The sequence below is a fragment of the Plantactinospora endophytica genome, from assembly GCF_016862915.1.
Taxonomy (GTDB): Bacteria; Actinomycetota; Actinomycetes; order Mycobacteriales; family Micromonosporaceae; genus Plantactinospora; species Plantactinospora endophytica.
Genome location: NZ_BONW01000039.1, coordinates 340,914 through 357,685 on the forward strand (window position 1 = coordinate 340,914; position 16,772 = coordinate 357,685).

Here is a 16,772-nt window from a genome sequence, read left to right on the forward strand (position 1 = left end):
TCGCCAAGAATAGGCAGGCCCCGGCGGTGACCGCCCGCGAGTTACCGACCTTCCGGCATGGGCTGCCCCGGTTGCCGTCGCGCCGGCGGTGGACGGTCGCTGCCCCAGCCCGACGGCAGCCGGTACGACCACCCCGGTTGCCACTCGAACGGCGCCGCCACCAGGTCGGCCAGCGGTACCCCGTGCAGCAGGTGGTCCAGCGCCCACCGGTTCGCCGAGTGCGCCACCACCAGCACCCGGGACCCGTCCCAGGCGGCGGAAAGGTCCCGGAGGAAGTTCCTGGTCTGCGCCACCACCTGCCGATAGCTCTGCCCGCCCGGAAATGGCTCGTCCAGGTGCCGGACCCGCAGCGGGGCCAGCTCGGCCACGGGGTGGCCGGTCAGCTCGCCGTAGTCGCACTCGCGCAGCCGGCTGTCCTGGTGGACCGGCAACATCCGGACCGGAAACGCGATCTCCACGGTCTCCACCGCGCGGCTCAGGTCGGAGCAGAAGACGACGTGCAGCCCGTCGTCGCGGCGCCGCTGGCCCAGCTCGTGGGCACCCCGCCGGCCGTACTCGGAAAGGTGGCCGGGTTGCCAGCCGGTGGCCAGTCCGGCCTCGTTGTCGGTGGTCATCGCGTGCGTCTCGTAGACGATGTCGACCGCCATGCCTCCACCATGCCATCCGGGCCGGTCGGTGATCGCGCTACTGCCCGAAACCGGCGCCCGGGGCGGATATGGCGGACCGCCCGTCGCCATATAGGAGAAATATAGTCGCGGCTCACAGACTCGGGACAGTACCGCGATCCGATGGTGCCGCCAGACGGCCGAGCCGGCAAACGGTATCGGGTGATGAGGCGCACGGCGCCGCCAGTACGCGGCAGCCATCGAGACATTAACTCTTCCGATCCGTCCTGGAGGCGACATGACCAGCACGACCCCGACCACCAGCACCGACATCGACCGCGAGCAGGTCAAGGAGATCGTCTGCGAGATTCTGGAAATCGACGCCGACGAGGTCACCGAGACCAGTCTCTTCAAAGAGGACCACGGTGCGGACTCGCTGCTGGCGATCGAAATTCTCGCCGCGCTGGAGCGCAATCTGCACGTCACCATCGACCAGGCGGAACTGAGCCGAATGGTGAATCTCCAGGGCGTTTACGCCGTCGTCGGCGAGGCGTCGAACGCCTGAGCGCGCTTCGCGCGGACAGGCGAGTCGGGTCGGAGGACTACAGGTGAGTGAGGCGAGAAGATGAGCGTTCTGCCAGGCGATGCTCGATCGCCCCGCCGGGTGGTCGTCACCGGGCTCGGCGTGGTGACCAGCATCGGGATCGGGGTCGAGGAGTTCCTCGCCGGGCTGCGGGCGGGTCGGAGCGGGGTCAAGCCGATCACCGCGTTCGACACCACCGGGTTCGCGCACGCCAACGGGTGCGAGATCACCGACTTCGACCCGGCCCGCTGGCTGCACCACGTCGACCCGGCGCAGCTCGGCCGGGCGAGCCAGCTCTCGGCCGCCGCCGCCGGCATGGCGGTCGCGGACGCGGGCATGTCCGTCGAGGCGCTGCGGTCCCGCCGCGCGCTGGTGTCGGTGGGGACCACCGACGGCGAGTCGCACGACCTCGACCAACTGGTCGGGGTGCAGGTCGACCGGGGTGCCGAGCACTTCGACCCGGTCGTCGCCCGCCGGGTCCCCGCCGGCCGCCTCTCGTCGAGCATCGTCGCCGAACTCGGGCTGACCGACGTCGAGGCGGTGACGATCCCGACCGCCTGCGCGGCCGGCAACTACGCCGTCGGGTACGGCTTCGACGCGATCCGCTCCGGGGACGTGGAGGTGGCCCTCTGCGGCGGCGCCGACGCGCTGTGCCGGAAGACCTTCACCGGCTTCTACCGGCTCGGCACCATCGCCCCGGAGGCGTGCCAGCCGTTCGACCGCAACCGCAAGGGCATCCTCACCGGTGAGGGCGCCGGCATCCTGCTGATGGAGAGCCTGGACTCGGCGCGGGCCCGGGGCGCGCGGATCTACGCGGAGGTGCTCGGCTACGGGCTCAACTGCGACGCGTACCACCCGGTCGCGCCGGACCAGAACAGCATCGCCCGCTGCATCGAGCTGGCCCACCGCAACGCCGGGGTGAAGCCGGGCGACATCGACTTCATCTCCGCGCACGGCACCGGTACCAAGGCGAACGACGTGACCGAGGCCGGCGCGATCCGGCAGGTCTTCGGACAGTGTCCGCCGCGAACGGTCTCGATCAAGGGGATGATCGGGCACACCATGGGCGCGGCCAGCGCGCTCGCCTCGGCGGCCTGTGCGCTCGCCATCACCCACCGGTTCATCCCGCCGACGATCAACCACGTCGAGACCGACCCCGAGTGCGGGCTCGACTGCGTGCCGAACGAGGCGCAGGAAGCCGACCTGCGGGTGGTGCAGAACAACGCGCTCGCCTTCGGCGGCAACAACGCGGTGCTGATCCTCGGCAGGTACGACGAGGTGGCGCCGTGACCGCGCTGGTGGTGGGAATGGGTGCGGTGGCCAGCATCGGCGGCAGCACCGTCGAGTTCTTCGACTCGCTCTGCGCCGGCTACAGCGGACTGGCCGAACTGCGCGGCTTCGACCGCAGCCGCTATCGGGCGCAGCACGCGTACGAGATCGACGACCGGCCGGGGCCGGGCCGCGACGAGACCCTGCGGGCCAGCCGGTGGCTGGAGCAGGCGGTCGGGGCGGCACTGCGGGACGCCGGCCTGGACGACGACCTCGCCGACACGCCGGTACTGGTCGGCACGACCCTGCGCGAGCTGCGCTCGGTCGAGCTGAGCTGGCGCGACGGCGTACCGTTCGACGTGCGCGACCTGCACTTCGGCACCGCGCTGGCGAACCGGTTCGGGGCCACCGACACGCACACCGTGGCCAACGCCTGCTCGGCCTCGCTCTACACCCTCGGGCTCGGCATGGACCTGCTCGACGTCGGCGCCGCCGACACCGTGGTGGTCGCCGGGGTGGACACCATCACCGAGAGCACCTACGGGCTGCTCGACCGCTGCTACCCGGAGGCGCCCGAGCAGGTCCGGCCGTTCGACCGGGACCGCCGGGGCATGCTCCAGGGCGAGGGCGCGGTCGCGGTGGTGCTGCGCCGGGAGGCGGACGGGCCCGGAGCCGGGCACCGGCACGCCCGGGTACGCGGCGTGGCGATGAACTGCGACGCCTACCACCCGTCGGCGCCGGACGCCAAGAGCATCGCGCTGGTCACCCGGGAGGCGCACCGCCGGGCCGGGATCGAGCCGGCCGACGTCGACCTGTTGATGCTGCACGGCACCGGGACGGCGCTGAACGACGAGGCGGAGGCGCAGGCCGTCCGGGAGGTCTTCTCCGGGGTCACGCCGTCGCCGTGGATGACCGCGATCAAGTCGATGACCGGGCACACCGCCGGCGCCTCCGGGCTGCACAGCCTGGTGGTGGCGGTGGAGACGCTGCGGTCCGGGGTGGTGCCGCCGATCCTCGGCCTGGACAACCCGATCGACGAGGTCGAGGGCTTCCGACTGGTACGCGAGCACGCCGAGCTGGCCTCCCTGCGGGTCGCCCAGGTGGACTCGTTCGGCTTCGGCGGGCTGAACGCCGTCGCGATCGTGGAGAAGGTGTCCTGATGGCTGCGGTGGACGTGGTGGTCAGCGGGGTGGGTGTGGCGGTCTCCGGGATCGCCGGCCCCGACGACCTGCTCCGGCGTACCCCGGCCGGTGCCCAGGGGGACGACCCGGCCCGCCGGCTCACCGGCAAGGGACTGCGCTACAAGGACCGGGCCACCCGGCTCGCGCTCTGCGCCGGGCGGGACGCGCTGGCCGACGCCGGGCTGCTCAACGACCCCGGGCTGACCGTGCCGAGCGAGACCGTCGGCGTGGTGGTCAGCTCGAACTACGGCAACGTCGACACCATCTGCGACACCGTGTCGACGATCGCCGCCGAGACGTACGTCGGGTTGAGCCCGATGGCCCTGCCGGCCACCGCCAGCAACGTGATCGCGTCCTGGCTGGCGATCTGGTTCCGGCTGCGCGGCGCCAACCTGACCATGTGCAACGGGCCGACCTCCGGCCTCGACGCGGTCAACTGGGGGCGGCTGCTGGTGCTGGCCGGCCGGGTGGACCGGGTGCTGGTGGTCGGGGTCGAGCCGGCGAACGCGCCGGTCCGGCACCTGGTCAGCGGCGGTCGGAGCAACGGCGACGACGACCTGCGGCTCTTCGACGGTGCCGCCGCACTGCTGTTGGAGTCGGCGGCGGCAGCCCGGGACCGGGGCGTCGAGGCGCTCGCCGAACTCGGCCCGTACGCCCGCAAGGCGGACCAGCCGGCGGCGGTGGCCTCGATCCGGCGTACCGACCCGCGTCCGGTGGACATGTGGTTCGGCGCGGGCGCGGGCGGGCCGGCCGGGATGACCGAGCAGACCAGTTACGACCTGACCGCGTACCACGGGCACTGCTCCGGGGCGCTCGGCGTGCTCCAGTGTGTCGCCGGCACCGCCTGGTTGAGTGGGCACGACCGGGGTGCCGTGCTGGCCAGCGCCGACGGCGACGGCTCGGACGCGGCGGCGGCGCTGCTGCTCACCGCCGGTACCCGGCCCGGACCGGCTGCCGGAGACCGGCGATGAGCACCTCCGCGCCGCCGAGGACGGGCCGGCCCTCGGTGCGGCGTTCCGGGGTACCGGTGCGGTGCCGGCGACCCGGGGTCGGGGCGCGGCCGGTGCGTACCCTGCTGCTGCACGGGCTGGGCAGCAGCCGGGCGATCTGGGACCGGTTCGAGTCGTGGGCGCCGGAGTGGCTGGAGCTGTGGGACGCCGAGCTGCCCTGGACGAGCGTCGGCGACGGCGGCTGGAGCCACCAGCCCGACGCCACCGGCTGGGCGGCACAGGCGTTGGCCGGTGTCGACGGCGGGGCCGACCTGGTGGTGGCGCACTCGTTCGCCGCGAACACCCTGCTGGAACTGCTCGGCCGGGCCGGCGCGCCGGGCGCGGCGGAGTGGACCGGCACGGCGGGCGAGCCCGAGGCGGTGCGGCCGGCGATGGTGATGGCCCCGGCGGCTCCGGCCCGGCTGCCGGTACCGCTGCCCCGGGCGGTGGTGCTGGTCTCGCCGTTCTACCGGCCGGCCGTCGCCGACTTCGACTGGGCGGCGATCGACTTCTACCTCAACGACTTCCACCGGATCCTCGAAGAGGGCATCCGGGTCAGCGCCCCGGCCGGACTGCCCGCCGAGGTACGCGCCGCGATGGGCGAGCGGGTACGCGAGCGGATCGGCCCGTACGGCTGGATGCGCTTCTTCGACGCCTACCTGCGTACCCCGTTCCTGCCCGTCGCCGACCTGGCGCTGCCGCTGCTGGTGATCTCCGGCGACGGCGACTTCGCCGCCCGGCCCGGTGACGGACGGGCGCTCGCCGACGCGGCGCCGAACGGCCGGTACGCGCTGCTCGCCGACTGCGGCCACTTCGCGATGGCCGAACACCCCGACCGGTTCGCCGCCCTGGTGGCGGACTTCGCCCACCCGCTGTCGCCCCCCGACGCAATCCCGGACCCGATCCTCGACACACACCTGGAGCGCACGTGAACTCGACGACCCTGGCACCCCGTCCCGTCCTCGAACCACTCGCGGACGGTGTGACCCGCGTGGACCTGCGGCCCCGGTACGAGGGGTCCAACATCTGCACCTGGATCGGCTTCAAGCACGTCAACTACCTGGTGGAGGAGGCCGTCCTCGACCACCTGCGGCAGCGCGGCTTCGCCCCCGGCAAGCTCTACGAGCGGCACGGGCTCTGCGTCGACGTCGTCGACATCGACAGCCGGATCACGCACGCCTTCCACATCGACGACGTGGCGACCGCCGAGGTCCGGCCGCTGCCCGGCGACGCGCTCGCCTTCGCGGTGGAGATCTCGGTCGACGGCAACCCGCCGGTCAAGGCGGTCTCCGCCAAGGTCCGGGTGGAGCTGCGGCTCGACCCGCACGGCCACCCGGCCGAGCCGGTACCGGCCGAGCTGGCCCCGTACGCGGTGGCCCGGCTGGGCCAGGCGCCGGTCAAGGTGACCTCGCCGGCCGCCGCCGGCCCGGCCCCCGAGGGCGACGTGCTGGCCGGGCTGACCGCCGGCCGCAACGCGTACGCCTGGAAGTGGCGGATCCCGTACTTCTACTGCCACTTCACCGAGCGGATGCAGATGTCCGGCTACCTGCGCCAGATGGAGGAGGTCGTCGACCTCTTCCTGGCCGACCGGGGCGTCTCGATCAAGCGGCTGCTGGACGAGCAGGACTGGATCCCGGTGGTGCCGCACTCCCGGATCACCATCCTGGACGAGGCGCGGATGGAGGAGGACCTCTACACCGTCTTCACCGTCGAGAACGTCTTCAAGCGGCTCACCTACACCTCGCGGATGGACTGCTACGTGCTGCGCGACGGCATCCTGGTGCCGACCGCGACCGGTCGGATCACCCACGGGTACGCGGTGATCGAGAACCGTCGCGACTGGAGCCTGGTGGACTTCGACGACCGTCTCGCCGGCGCGCTGGAAGGTGCGCCGGCTGCTCCGAGTACGCGTCGATGACCGGCGTCGCCATCACCGGCCTCGGTGTCGTCACGTGCCACGGCAGTGGTACGCGCGCCCTCTGGGACGCGATGATGGCGGCACCGGTTACCGACCCGGGTCCCGTGCCGGACCCGTACGCGAACATGGACGTGCCGGTGGTGCAGGGCGTACCCGACGCCCACCTGCCGGCCGAGTCCCAGGCGCTCGCCCGGACCTCCCGGCTGGCGCTGACCGCGGTCGACGAGGCGCTCGCCGACGCCGGCCTGCCACCGGGCGGGGCGGCGACGGCGAGGTCCCGGATCGGCCTGGCCCTGGGCACCTGCATGGGTGACGCGGGCCTGCACGAGCAGTGGCGGGCCGACGGCGGCAAGCCGGTCGCCCGGTTCACCTCGGCGCTCGGCGTCGCCTCGGAGATCGCCGACCGGCTCGGCCCGGTCAGCGTCGCCACCACGATCAGCAACGCCTGCGCGGCCGGCGGCTTCGCCCTCGGTGCGGCGGCCGACCTGGTCCGGTCCGGCGAGGCCGACGTGGTGCTGGCGGTCGGGGCGGACGCGTACAGCCGGGTGATGCTGGCCTGCTTCAACCGGATGGGCGCGGTGGACCCGGTCCGGTGCCGTCCCTTCGACCTGCACCGCCGGGGTACGTCGTTCGGCGAGGCCGCCGGCGCCCTGGTGGTGGAGTCGGCGGAGCACGCCCGGGCCCGGGGCGCCACCGTGCACGCCGTGCTGGAGGGCTCCGGCTGGACCTGCGACGCCTACCACCTGACCGCACCGGAGCCGGAGGGCACCCAGATCATCCGGGCGATGCGGGCCGCGCTGGACGCCACCGGCACCGACGGCGACCGGATCGGCTGCGTCCTGCCGCACGGCACCGGTACCCAGCTCAACGACGTGGTGGAGAGCCGGGCCCTGAACGAGGTGCTCGGCGCTGACGTGCCGCTCTACAGCCTCAAGGCGTTGATCGGGCACACCGGCGGTGCGGCGGCCTCGGTCGCGGCGGTGGCGGCGGCGCTGATCCTGCGGCACCGTACCGTCCCGCCGAACGTGCCGATCGCGCAGCAGGACCCGGAGTGCCGGGTCTGGCTGCCGCAGGGCCTGACCACCCCGTTGGGGTCCGACCGGATCATGGTCAACGGGTACGCCTTCGGCGGCAACAACGTGTCGCTGGTGCTCGCGGGGGCCGGCGGATGAACCGGGACGGAACCGGGGTGGTCGGCCGGCCGCCCGGGGCGGGCGCACAGGCGGGGCAGCTCGACAGTCTGTCGGCGACGGTTCCTCCGCTGGCCGGCCCGGGCCGGAACGGTACGGGCGCTCGCGTGCCAGGTTCGGTGGACCGGGTGCCGGGTCCGGTGCCGTCGGTCGGGCGGGTGCCGGGCCGGATGCCGCCAGCCGGCCAGGTCGTGGTCACCGGGATCGGCGTCTGCGCGCCGCCGGTGGACCGGCCGGCGGTCGATGTCGCCTGGTTCGACGTGCGCAGCCAGCTCGGCCGGCGCGGCTACAAGTACCTGCCGGCCGCCTGCCAGTACCTGCTGGTCGCCGGGCGGCACGCCCTCGACGACGCGGGCGACTGCCTCGACGGCGCCGCCGAGGAGCAGCGCGGGGTGGTGGTCGGCACCAACAACGGGGTGGCGGCGCTGCACGACGAGCAGGACCGCACCGTCATCGCCGAGCACGCCGGCGAGCTGAGCCCGGTCACCGCGCCGTTCGGTGCGGTCAACGTGCTGACCAGCCGGCTGTCGATGGAGCACGGCTTCAAGGGGATCAGCCTGACCCTGACCTCGCCGCTGGTCGCCGGGCTGGAGTCGGTACAGGTCGGGGCGCGGGCGTTCGCGGCCGGCCGGTCCGCCCTGCTGCTCGCCGGAGCGATGGAGCAGGCGGTGCCGGCCCCCGAGGCGGCGGCACCGGAGGAGGGCGCGGTGGTCTTCGTGCTGGAGCCGCCGGAGCAGGCGGCGGCGCGTGGCGCCACCGGCTACGGCCGGTGCGCGGTCCGCACCCTGCTGCTGCCGCCGCACGGTCTCGGTGCCGGCCCGGCCCGGCGCCGGTCCGCCGCCGTGCTCCGGGAGGCGGCACTGGCCCTCGGCGCCGACCAGGTCCCGGTGTACGCGCTGCTGGACGACTCACCGGTCAGCGAACTGGTGGCCGGGGCGGTACCGGCCGCCGTCGGCCCGGTGCGGGACGCCGGCCCGCCCGCCGCCGGCAGCCTCACCCCGATGCTCCGGCTGGCCGACCGGCTGCGGACCGCCGACGGGGACAGCCTGCTGGTCACGGCGGCCGGCACCGGAAACGTGGCGATGGTCCGGATCTGGCGTACGGCCGGATCGACGAGAAGGAGCGCGGGATGCTGATTCCCCTGGAAGGCACGTGGAGTCTGCTGCTGGGCGCGTCCAGCGGCATGGGGCGGGCGACCGCGCTGGCGCTGGCCCGGGAGGGCGGCAACGTTCTCGGGGTACACCTGGACATGGGCGAGCGGGCCCAGGCGGCCAAGGCCCTCGAAGCGGAGCTGCGCGGGTACGGGGTACAGGCGCACTTCTTCAACGTCAACGCGTCCAGCCGGTCCGCCCGGGCGCAACTGCTGCCCACCATCGCCGAGCTGACCGGGGAGCGCGGGCTGCACGTCGTACTGCACTCGCTGGCGTTCGGTTCGCTGCTGCCGTACCTGCCGCGCGCCGGCTGGGACCGGACGCTCGGCCAGCGGCACATGGAGATGACCGTCGACGTGATGGCGCACAGCCTCGTCTACTGGGTGCAGGAGCTGATGGCGGCGAAGCTGCTGCACCGGGGCGCCAAGGTCTTCGCGATGACCAGCTCCGGCGCCACCTCGGTGATGCCGAGCTACGGCGCGGTGTCGGCGGCCAAGTGCGCACTGGAGTCACACGTCCGGCAGCTCGCCTGCGAACTCGCCCGGTACGGCGTCGCCGTCAACGCGCTCTGCGCGGGTGTCACCGTGACCCCGGCGTTGGAGCGGATCCCCGAGCACACCCAGTTCGTCGCCCAGGCCAGCGCCACCAACCCGCACGGCCGGCTGACCCGGCCGGAGGACGTGGCCGAGGCGATCCTGCTGCTGTCCCGTACCGACTCGTCCTGGATCACCGGCAACACGATCGGGGTCGACGGGGCCGAGAACATCGCCGGAATCCCGGCCTGGAGTCCACGCCACGCCGAGGCCGCCGTCGCACCGGACGAGGTGCCGGGGCCGGTGGCAGCACCCGAGCCGACCGGGGCTCCGGTCCCGGCACCGGCCGTGGTCTGAGGGGAGAGAAGGACATGACCGTCACCACCATCGCCGCGGACGAGCTGGTGCTCTCCGGCTGGTCGGCCGCGTCGGCGTTCGGGCTCGGTGCCGACCGGTTCACCGCCGGCCTGCGGGCCGGGACCGGTGCGGTGGCTCCGCTGGACCGGGCCGCCTGGCCCGGACCGTACGACCGGGCCGGCCTGATCCCCGGCTTCGACGTCGCCGGGGCGCTCGGCAAGAAGGGCACCCGGTCGATGGACCGGGCCACCGGGATCGCCATCGCCACCGTCGGGATGCTGCTCGACGAGTTCGGCCGGGACCGGCTCGGCGAGCCGGAGCGGCTCGGCCTGGTACTCGGCACCAACTCCGGCAGCGTGCAGAGCATCATGGACTTCACCCGGGAGTCGCTGACCGGGGCGAAGCCGTTCCACGTCGACCCGGCCCGCTTCCCGAACACGGTGATGAACCGGGCCGCCGGGCAGAGCGCGATCTGGTACGGCCTCAAGGGCCCGAACACCACCATCGCGGGCGGCTCGCTGACCGGCCTGCTGGCGCTGAACTACGCCGTACGGCTGCACCGGTGCGGGCACGGCGAGCCGGTGCTGTGCGGCGCGGTCGAGGAGTACTCGGTGCCGCGCGGCTGGCTGGAGTGGCACGCCCGGTCCCGGGACGGCGTCGCCCCGGCCGGTGGTCCGGCCCCGCTCGGCGAGGGCTGCGCGATCTTCCTGCTGGAGTCGCACTCCAGCGCGCTCCGGCAGCAGCGCCGGCCGCTGGCGGCGGTCCGGGGCTCCCGGTTCCTCGCCTTCGCCGACCCGGCTGCGGTGCGTACCCTGCTGGCCCGCGCCGTCGCGGAGGCACTGGCCGGAGCCGGCCTGAGCCCCGCCGACGTGACCGTGCTGGCGGCCTCGGACAGCGACGACGATTTCGGCGCGCAGGAGGAGGCGGCGCTGGCCGACGTGCTCGGCCCGAACAGGCCGACCCGGGTGCACTGCCGGGCACTGCTCGGCGACACCTCGGCGGCGTCGTCCGCGTTCCAGCTCGCGGGTGCACTCGCCGAGCTTTCCGACCGCTCCGGCCACTCCCACGGCTCCGGTCACTCCCACGGCTCCGGCCGCTCCGGCGGCTCCGAGCGGCGCGACGGTATCGCGCTGGTGACCGGGGTGGACCGGGACGGCCAGGTCGGCGCCACCCTGCTCGGCACGGTGGGCTGAGCCGTGGGAACCTCCACACTGGACCTGATCAACGAGCTGCCGGACGGCGTCTGGCGACCCTGCCCGCGCTGCGCGGCGCTGCTGCACCGGGACCGGCTGGCCCGGGCCCTGCACACCTGCCCGGAGTGCGGTCACCACCTGCCGCTGCGCGCCGACGACCGGATCGCGCTGCTGGTCGACCCGGACAGCTTCGTCGAGTACGACGCCGACCTCGCCGGCACCGATCCGTTGGAGTTCACCGACCGGATGCCGTACCCGGAACGGCTGGCCCGGGCCCGGGCCAAGACCGGCCGGGCCGAGGGTGCGGTGCTGGGGCTGGCCACCATCGGCGGCCACCGGGTCGCCTTGGTGGTGCTCGACTTCGCGTTCCTCGGCGGCAGCATGGGCTCGGTGGTCGGCGAGAAGGTGGCCCGGGCCGCCGAGACCGCCCTCGACCACGGGGTGCCGCTGGTCGCGGTCAGCGCTTCCGGCGGCGCCCGGATGCAGGAGGGCGTGCTCTCGCTGTTGCAGATGGCCAAGACCGCCGCCGCGATCCGGCTGCTCCGGGACGCCGGGGTGCCGTTCGTCAGCGTGCTGACCGATCCGGTCTACGGCGGGGTGGCCGCCTCCTTCGCCAGCCTCGGTGACGTGATCGTCGCCGAGGAGGGCACCCGGGCCGGGTTCGCCGGTCCCCGGGTGATCGAGCAGACCATCCGGCAGCCGCTGCCGGCGGGCTTCCAGACCGCCCGCTTCCTGCACGAACACGGCCACGTCGACCTGGTGGTACGCCGGGCGGAGCTGCGCGGCGTACTGGCCCGGCTGGTCGGGTTCTGCGCGGCGGCCGGTACCTCCGCCGGCACTCCGAGCGCGGTCACCGGCCGTCGGCCGGCCCGGGGAGCCGGGCACGACGATCGGCCGGAGCGGTCGGTGGACGCCTGGACGGCGGTGGGCCGGGCCCGGGCCGCCGACCGGCCGACGGTGCGGGAGCACATCGACCGGATCTTCGGCGACTTCGTCGAGCTGCACGGCGACCGCTGGGAGCGGGACGACCCGGCGATCGTCGGCGGGCTGGCCCGACTCGACGGTGCGCCGGTGGTGGTGGTCGGGCACGCGAAGGGCCGGGACACCAGGGAGAACGTGGCGAACAACTTCGGCATGCCGCACCCGGCCGGCTACCGCAAGGTGATGCGGCTCTTCGAGCTGGCCCAGCGCTGGGGCGTACCGGTGGTGACCCTGGTGGACACCCCGGGGGCGTACCCGGGACTGGCGGCCGAGGAGGGCAACCAGAGCGCCGCGATCGCCGAGACCCTCGCCCTGGCGGCGGGGCTGCGTACCCCGGTGGTCGCGGTGATCACCGGCGAGGGCGGCAGCGGTGGTGCGCTGGCACTGGCGGTGGCGGACCGGCTGCTGATCCAGGAGAACGGCGTCTTCTCGGTGATCAGCCCCGAGGGCTGTGCCGCGATCCTGTTCGGCGACGCCGGGCAGGCCCCGGTGGCCGCCCGCGCGCTACGGCTGCGGGCTGAGGACCTCGCTCGGCTCGGTCTGGTCGACGAGATCCTGCCGGAGCCGCCCGGTGACCCGGCCCGGGCCGCCGAACTGATCGCCGAGGCCGTCGGCCGGCTGCTCCGCCAGCTCGCCGGAGTCCCGGTGGAGGAACTGCTGGCCGCCCGCTACCGCCGACTGCGCGGGTACGGCGTGCTGGCTCCGGACGGCGCCACCGGCGGGCGGCCGGCGGCGCGACCCTGGAAGGAAGACGCGCATGTCTGAGAAGCGCTTGTCCGAGAAGGTCCGCGAACCGGTCGCCACCCGGGGCGCCAACGGCACCGGGCCGGCGACCGCGAACGGCAGCCGGACGCGGGCCGTCGACCCCGTCGACCCGGTCGGCCTCGGAGACCCGCTCCGCGTGGTCGACTCGGTCGGTCCGGGAGATCCGGTCGGTCCCGGAGACCCGGTGGGGTCGGGAGATCCGGTCGGGTCGGCCGGCACCGCGCCGGTCGAGGCCGCGCTGTGGGGCGCGGTACGGGCCGCCGTCGAGGTGGCCGACCTGGTCCGCGATCCCGCGATCCGGCGGGTCCGGGTGACCGTGGCCGACGTCCGGATCGAGGTGGAGGGTGCCGGCGACGGCCGGGAGGCGCTGGTCACGGTCACCGGTGACGCGGCGGCGGTGACCGGGGCGGCGCTGACCGCCGGGGCCGGCGCGGCCGTGGCGGCGGTACCGGGTGCGGCGGTGGCCGCCGTCGCCGCGGCGGTCGCCCCGTCGGTCGGCACGGTGGCGGTGACCGCGCCGCTGATGGGCGTCTTCTACCGCAGCCCCGGCCCGGACCAGCCGCCGTTCGCCGAACTCGGCCAGCGGGTCGAGGCCGGCGACCAGGTCGCGATCGTGGAGGCGATGAAGATGATGAATCCGGTCGTCACCGACCGGAGCGGGATCGTCCGGGCCGTGCACGTCACCGACGGCGAGGTCGTCGAGTACGAGCAGGCGCTACTGAGCATCGAGCCGGGCTGAGGTGCCGACGATGGTCAACCGGGTACTCATCTGCAACCGGGGCGAGATCGCCGTCCGGATCATCCGCGCCTGCCGCGACCTCGGCCTGGAGAGCGTGCAGGTCTACTCCACCGCCGACCGGGACAGCCTGGCGGTGCAGCTCGCCGACCACTCCGTCCACATCGGACCCGGCCCGGTCGCCCGCAGCTACACCAACATCCCGGCGATCCTCTACGCCGCGGCCAAGTCCGGCGCCGACGCGGTGCACCCGGGCTGCGGCTTCGTCTCCGAGGATCCGGTCTTCGCCGCCTCCTGCCGGGGCGTCGGGCTCACCTTCGTCGGCCCGGCCGCCGAGCACATCGCGCTGATGGGCGACAAGGTGGCGGCCCGGGCGGCGATGCGGGCCGCCGGGGTACCGGTGCTGCCCGGCTCGGACGGCACCGTCGACTCGCTCGGCGACGCGGTGACGGTGGCCGGCGAGATCGGCTTCCCCCTGATCGTCAAGGCGGTGGCCGGTGGCGGTGGCCGGGGCATCGCGGTGGTGCACCAGGCCGAGGACCTGCCGCTGGCGTACGAGACGACCCGCTCCGCCGCGCGTACCCTCTTCGCCGACGACCGGGTCTACCTGGAGCGCTACCTCCCGGCCGCCCGGCACATCGAGGTGCAGGTACTCGCCGACGGGTACGGCACCGTGCTGCACCTGGGCGAGCGGGACTGCTCGGTGCAGCGCCGGCACCAGAAGCTGGTGGAGGAGTCCCCGTCCCCGGCGCTCGATCCGGAACTGCGCGAGCGGCTCTGCGCGGCGGCGGTGGCCGGAGCCCGGGACATCGGCTACGTCAGCGCCGGCACCTTCGAGTTCCTGGTGGCACCGGACGGTGCGGCGTACTTCATGGAGATGAACACCCGGCTCCAGGTCGAGCACCCGATCACCGAGGTACGCACCGGAATCGACATCGTCGCCTGGATGATCCGGATCGCCGCCGGCGAGAAGCTGGAGCTGAGCCAGTCCGACGTCCGGTTCGACGGGCACTCGATCGAGGCGCGGATCAACGCCGAGGACGTGGCCCGGGACTGGGCCGGCTCGACCGGCCGGGTGCACGGGCTGCGGATGCCGGCCGGCCCCGGCGTACGGGTGGACAGCCACCTCTACGACGGCTACGTCGTACCGCCGTTCTACGACTCGCTGCTCGCCAAGGTCGTCACGCACGGTGCCACCCGGGAGGAGGCGCTGGACCGGCTGGATCGGGCGCTCGCCGAGTACCGGTCGGCCGGGGTGACCACCAACGTCGACTTCCACCGCCGGCTGCTGCGCCATCCCGGCTTCCGCTCCGGCGACTACCAGCTCGGCGTCGTCGAGTCCGTACTCGCCGAGCCACTCCCGGGCGACGACGCCCACGGGGAGGACCACCAGACACACACCGAAAGGACGGAAAGTCATGTCTGACCAGCTCACCACGGGGCTCGACAAGGAAGACCTGCGGCAGCTCATCGCCGACACCATCGACGTCGACCTCGCCGAGGTGACCGACGACGCGCACTTCGTCAACGACCTGGAGGTGGACTCCCTGATGGCTCTGGAGATCACCGTCCGGCTGGAGAAGCGGTACGGCGTCAAGATGGAGGAGAGCGAGCTGATCGCGGTCAGCACGCTGGACAGCACGTACCAGCTCCTCGACGGCAAGCTGCGGGGCGGGTCGTGACACAGCGTGCCGCACCCCTGGCCGACCAGATCGGACTCGTCGCCGCCGACGCCGACTCGGCGGTGGCGATCGCCAAGGTGGACCCCGGCGATCCGGTCTTCGCCGGGCACTTCCCGGGCTTCCCGCTGCTGCCCGGCGTCTACCTGGTCGAACTGGTCGGCCAGACCGTCCGGGCCGCCCTGCCCGGCAGCTACCGGCCCGAGCTGGAGGCGCTGGACCGGTGCCGTTTCCTCAGCCCGGTCGCGCCCGGCGACGAACTGCGGATCGAGGTGGCCTTCACCCGGTCCGGTCCGGAGCTGCGCGTCACGGCCACCGTCAACACCGAGCGGGGGCGGGCCGCCGAGCTGAAACTGCGGTACCGCCCGGAGGAGGACTGAATGTTCGGGGTGGCGCAGATCAGGAAGGTGGTGCCGCACCGGTACCCGATCCTGCTGCTCGACCGGGTGGTCGAGCTGGTGCCGGGCGAGCGGCTGACCGCGCTGAAGGCGGTGAGCTGCACCGAGTCGTGTTACGAGGGGCTCGGGAACGACTCCGCCGACCGCGACTACGCGTACCCGGCGACGTTGATCGTGGAGTCCTGGGCGCAGGCGGGCGTACTGCTCGCCACCTGGGACAAGCCCAACCCGGACGTACTGGTCGGGGCCGTCGGGCTGGCCGGGGCGATCAACAACGTCAGTTTCGGTGGTCCGGTGTATCCGGGAGAGGTTCTGGAGCATCGGGTCCGGCTGACCAAGGTCCTCGGCGACACGGTGATCCTCGAGGGCGAGACCGTGGTCGGGGACCGCACCGTGATGCGGGTCGGACAGTTCGTCGAGACCCAGCGCCCGGTGAGCGCGCTGCGTCCGGCGGAACCGGCCCCGGTGGCGGGATGAGGAGCGAGATGAGCGAGAACGGACGACGGGTCGCGCTGGTCAGTGGGGGATCGCGGGGTATCGGCCGGGCCGTGGTGGCCCGGCTCGCCGCCGACGGTTTCGACGTGGCCTTCTGCTACCAGGCGAACGCAGAGGCGGCCGAGTTGTCGGCCAAGGCGGCCCGGGAGGCCGGGGCGCGGGTGCTGACCCGGCAGGTCGACGTGGTGGACCTGGCCCAGGTACGCGACTTCGTCGGCGCCACCGAGGACGAGCTGGGCCCGATCGACGCGGTGGTGACGGTGGCCGGGGTGACCCGGGACCGGCCGCTGGTGCTGATGGGCGACGACGAGTGGCACGGTGTGCTGCGGACCAACCTGGACGGCACCTGGACGGTGTGCCGGTCCGCCGTCTTCGCGATGATGAAGCGGCGGCGCGGCGCGGTGGTGACCCTCTCCTCGGTCGCCGGGGTGGCCGGCAACGCCGGGCAGACCAACTACTCGGCGTCCAAGGCCGGCATCATCGGCTTCACCAAGGCGCTGGCCAAGGAGATGGGCCGGTACGGCATCCGGGCCAACGTGGTCGCCCCGGGCTTCATCGAGACCGACATGACGTCCGGGCTCTCGCCCGCGGTGACCAAGGAGATGCTGGGCCGGATCCCGCTGGGCCGGTTCGGCCGGGCGGAGGAGACCGCCGACCTGGTCGGCTTCCTCGTCTCGGACCGGGCGTCCTACGTCACCGGCCAGGTCTTCCAAGTCGACGGCGGCATCGCGCTGTAGCGCGCCCGCCTC

General features: G+C 73.6%; 18 protein-coding genes. 17 read left to right on the forward strand and 1 reads right to left on the reverse strand.

Annotated features, from left to right (window positions below; all coding sequences use genetic code 11):
• Window positions 1–41 precede the first annotated feature (41 nt).
• Window positions 42–647 (reverse strand): histidine phosphatase family protein, encoded by a 606-nt coding sequence (locus tag Pen02_RS33150; RefSeq protein ID WP_203870080.1) that lies wholly within the window; start codon window positions 645–647, stop codon window positions 42–44.
• A 256-nt stretch (window positions 648–903) separates the two neighbouring features.
• Here Pen02_RS33150 and Pen02_RS33155 point away from each other — a divergent pair, with 256 nt between their 5' ends.
• From Pen02_RS33155 to fabG, 17 genes are all read left to right on the forward strand, one after another.
• Window positions 904–1,170: an acyl carrier protein gene (locus tag Pen02_RS33155; protein WP_203870081.1), complete on the forward strand. Its 267-nt coding sequence runs from the start codon at window positions 904–906 to the stop codon at window positions 1,168–1,170.
• A 60-nt stretch (window positions 1,171–1,230) separates the two neighbouring features.
• Entirely contained in the window at window positions 1,231–2,478 is a 1,248-nt protein-coding gene (locus Pen02_RS33160) for a beta-ketoacyl-[acyl-carrier-protein] synthase family protein (protein ID WP_203870082.1), read from the forward strand.
• Window positions 2,475–3,617 carry a beta-ketoacyl synthase N-terminal-like domain-containing protein gene (locus Pen02_RS33165; RefSeq protein WP_203870083.1) on the forward strand — a complete coding sequence of 381 codons (1,143 nt, stop codon included), beginning with the start codon at window positions 2,475–2,477 and terminating at the stop codon, window positions 3,615–3,617. Before Pen02_RS33160 ends, Pen02_RS33165 begins: the two co-directional genes overlap by 4 nt.
• Window positions 3,617–4,609 carry a beta-ketoacyl synthase N-terminal-like domain-containing protein gene (locus tag Pen02_RS33170; protein ID WP_203870084.1) on the forward strand — a complete coding sequence of 331 codons (993 nt, stop codon included), beginning with the start codon at window positions 3,617–3,619 and terminating at the stop codon, window positions 4,607–4,609. Before Pen02_RS33165 ends, Pen02_RS33170 begins: the two co-directional genes overlap by 1 nt.
• Window positions 4,606–5,559, forward strand: coding sequence for an alpha/beta fold hydrolase (locus Pen02_RS33175; RefSeq protein WP_203870085.1), 954 nt, complete (start codon window positions 4,606–4,608; stop codon window positions 5,557–5,559). Before Pen02_RS33170 ends, Pen02_RS33175 begins: the two co-directional genes overlap by 4 nt.
• Complete coding sequence (locus Pen02_RS33180; RefSeq protein WP_203870086.1) at window positions 5,556–6,545, forward strand: acyl-CoA thioesterase family protein; 990 nt, start codon at window positions 5,556–5,558, stop codon at window positions 6,543–6,545. The genes Pen02_RS33175 and Pen02_RS33180 overlap by 4 nt, the downstream gene beginning before the upstream one ends.
• Window positions 6,542–7,717 carry a beta-ketoacyl-[acyl-carrier-protein] synthase family protein gene (locus tag Pen02_RS33185; protein ID WP_203870087.1) on the forward strand — a complete coding sequence of 392 codons (1,176 nt, stop codon included), beginning with the start codon at window positions 6,542–6,544 and terminating at the stop codon, window positions 7,715–7,717. The genes Pen02_RS33180 and Pen02_RS33185 overlap by 4 nt, the downstream gene beginning before the upstream one ends.
• Before the next feature lie 125 nt (window positions 7,718–7,842).
• The gene (locus Pen02_RS33190) at window positions 7,843–8,871 is read left to right on the forward strand and encodes a beta-ketoacyl synthase N-terminal-like domain-containing protein (protein ID WP_203870088.1); all 1,029 of its coding nucleotides are present in this window, start codon (window positions 7,843–7,845) and stop codon (window positions 8,869–8,871) included.
• Window positions 8,865–9,776, forward strand: coding sequence for an SDR family oxidoreductase (locus tag Pen02_RS33195; RefSeq protein ID WP_203870089.1), 912 nt, complete (start codon window positions 8,865–8,867; stop codon window positions 9,774–9,776). The genes Pen02_RS33190 and Pen02_RS33195 overlap by 7 nt, the downstream gene beginning before the upstream one ends.
• A 14-nt stretch (window positions 9,777–9,790) precedes the next feature.
• Window positions 9,791–10,969, forward strand: a complete 1,179-nt coding sequence (locus Pen02_RS33200) for a beta-ketoacyl synthase N-terminal-like domain-containing protein (RefSeq protein WP_203870090.1) — start codon at window positions 9,791–9,793, stop codon at window positions 10,967–10,969.
• Between the two features lie 3 nt (window positions 10,970–10,972).
• On the forward strand, window positions 10,973–12,715 hold the full coding sequence (gene accD / locus Pen02_RS33205; RefSeq protein ID WP_239141694.1) for an acetyl-CoA carboxylase, carboxyltransferase subunit beta: 1,743 nt from the start codon (window positions 10,973–10,975) through the stop codon (window positions 12,713–12,715).
• The gene (locus Pen02_RS42685) at window positions 12,708–13,454 is read left to right on the forward strand and encodes an acetyl-CoA carboxylase biotin carboxyl carrier protein (RefSeq protein ID WP_203870091.1); all 747 of its coding nucleotides are present in this window, start codon (window positions 12,708–12,710) and stop codon (window positions 13,452–13,454) included. The genes accD and Pen02_RS42685 overlap by 8 nt, the downstream gene beginning before the upstream one ends.
• Before the next feature lie 10 nt (window positions 13,455–13,464).
• Window positions 13,465–14,877, forward strand: coding sequence for an acetyl-CoA carboxylase biotin carboxylase subunit (locus tag Pen02_RS33215; protein ID WP_203870092.1), 1,413 nt, complete (start codon window positions 13,465–13,467; stop codon window positions 14,875–14,877).
• Entirely contained in the window at window positions 14,870–15,133 is a 264-nt protein-coding gene (locus Pen02_RS33220; protein ID WP_203870093.1) for an acyl carrier protein, read from the forward strand. Before Pen02_RS33215 ends, Pen02_RS33220 begins: the two co-directional genes overlap by 8 nt.
• The gene (locus Pen02_RS33225; RefSeq protein WP_203870094.1) at window positions 15,130–15,510 is read left to right on the forward strand and encodes a 3-hydroxyacyl-ACP dehydratase FabZ family protein; all 381 of its coding nucleotides are present in this window, start codon (window positions 15,130–15,132) and stop codon (window positions 15,508–15,510) included. Before Pen02_RS33220 ends, Pen02_RS33225 begins: the two co-directional genes overlap by 4 nt.
• Window positions 15,511–16,005, forward strand: coding sequence for a 3-hydroxyacyl-ACP dehydratase FabZ family protein (locus Pen02_RS33230; protein ID WP_203870095.1), 495 nt, complete (start codon window positions 15,511–15,513; stop codon window positions 16,003–16,005).
• A gap of 8 nt (window positions 16,006–16,013) precedes the next feature.
• The gene (gene fabG / locus Pen02_RS33235; protein WP_203870096.1) at window positions 16,014–16,760 is read left to right on the forward strand and encodes a 3-oxoacyl-[acyl-carrier-protein] reductase; all 747 of its coding nucleotides are present in this window, start codon (window positions 16,014–16,016) and stop codon (window positions 16,758–16,760) included.
• Window positions 16,761–16,772 lie beyond the last annotated feature (12 nt).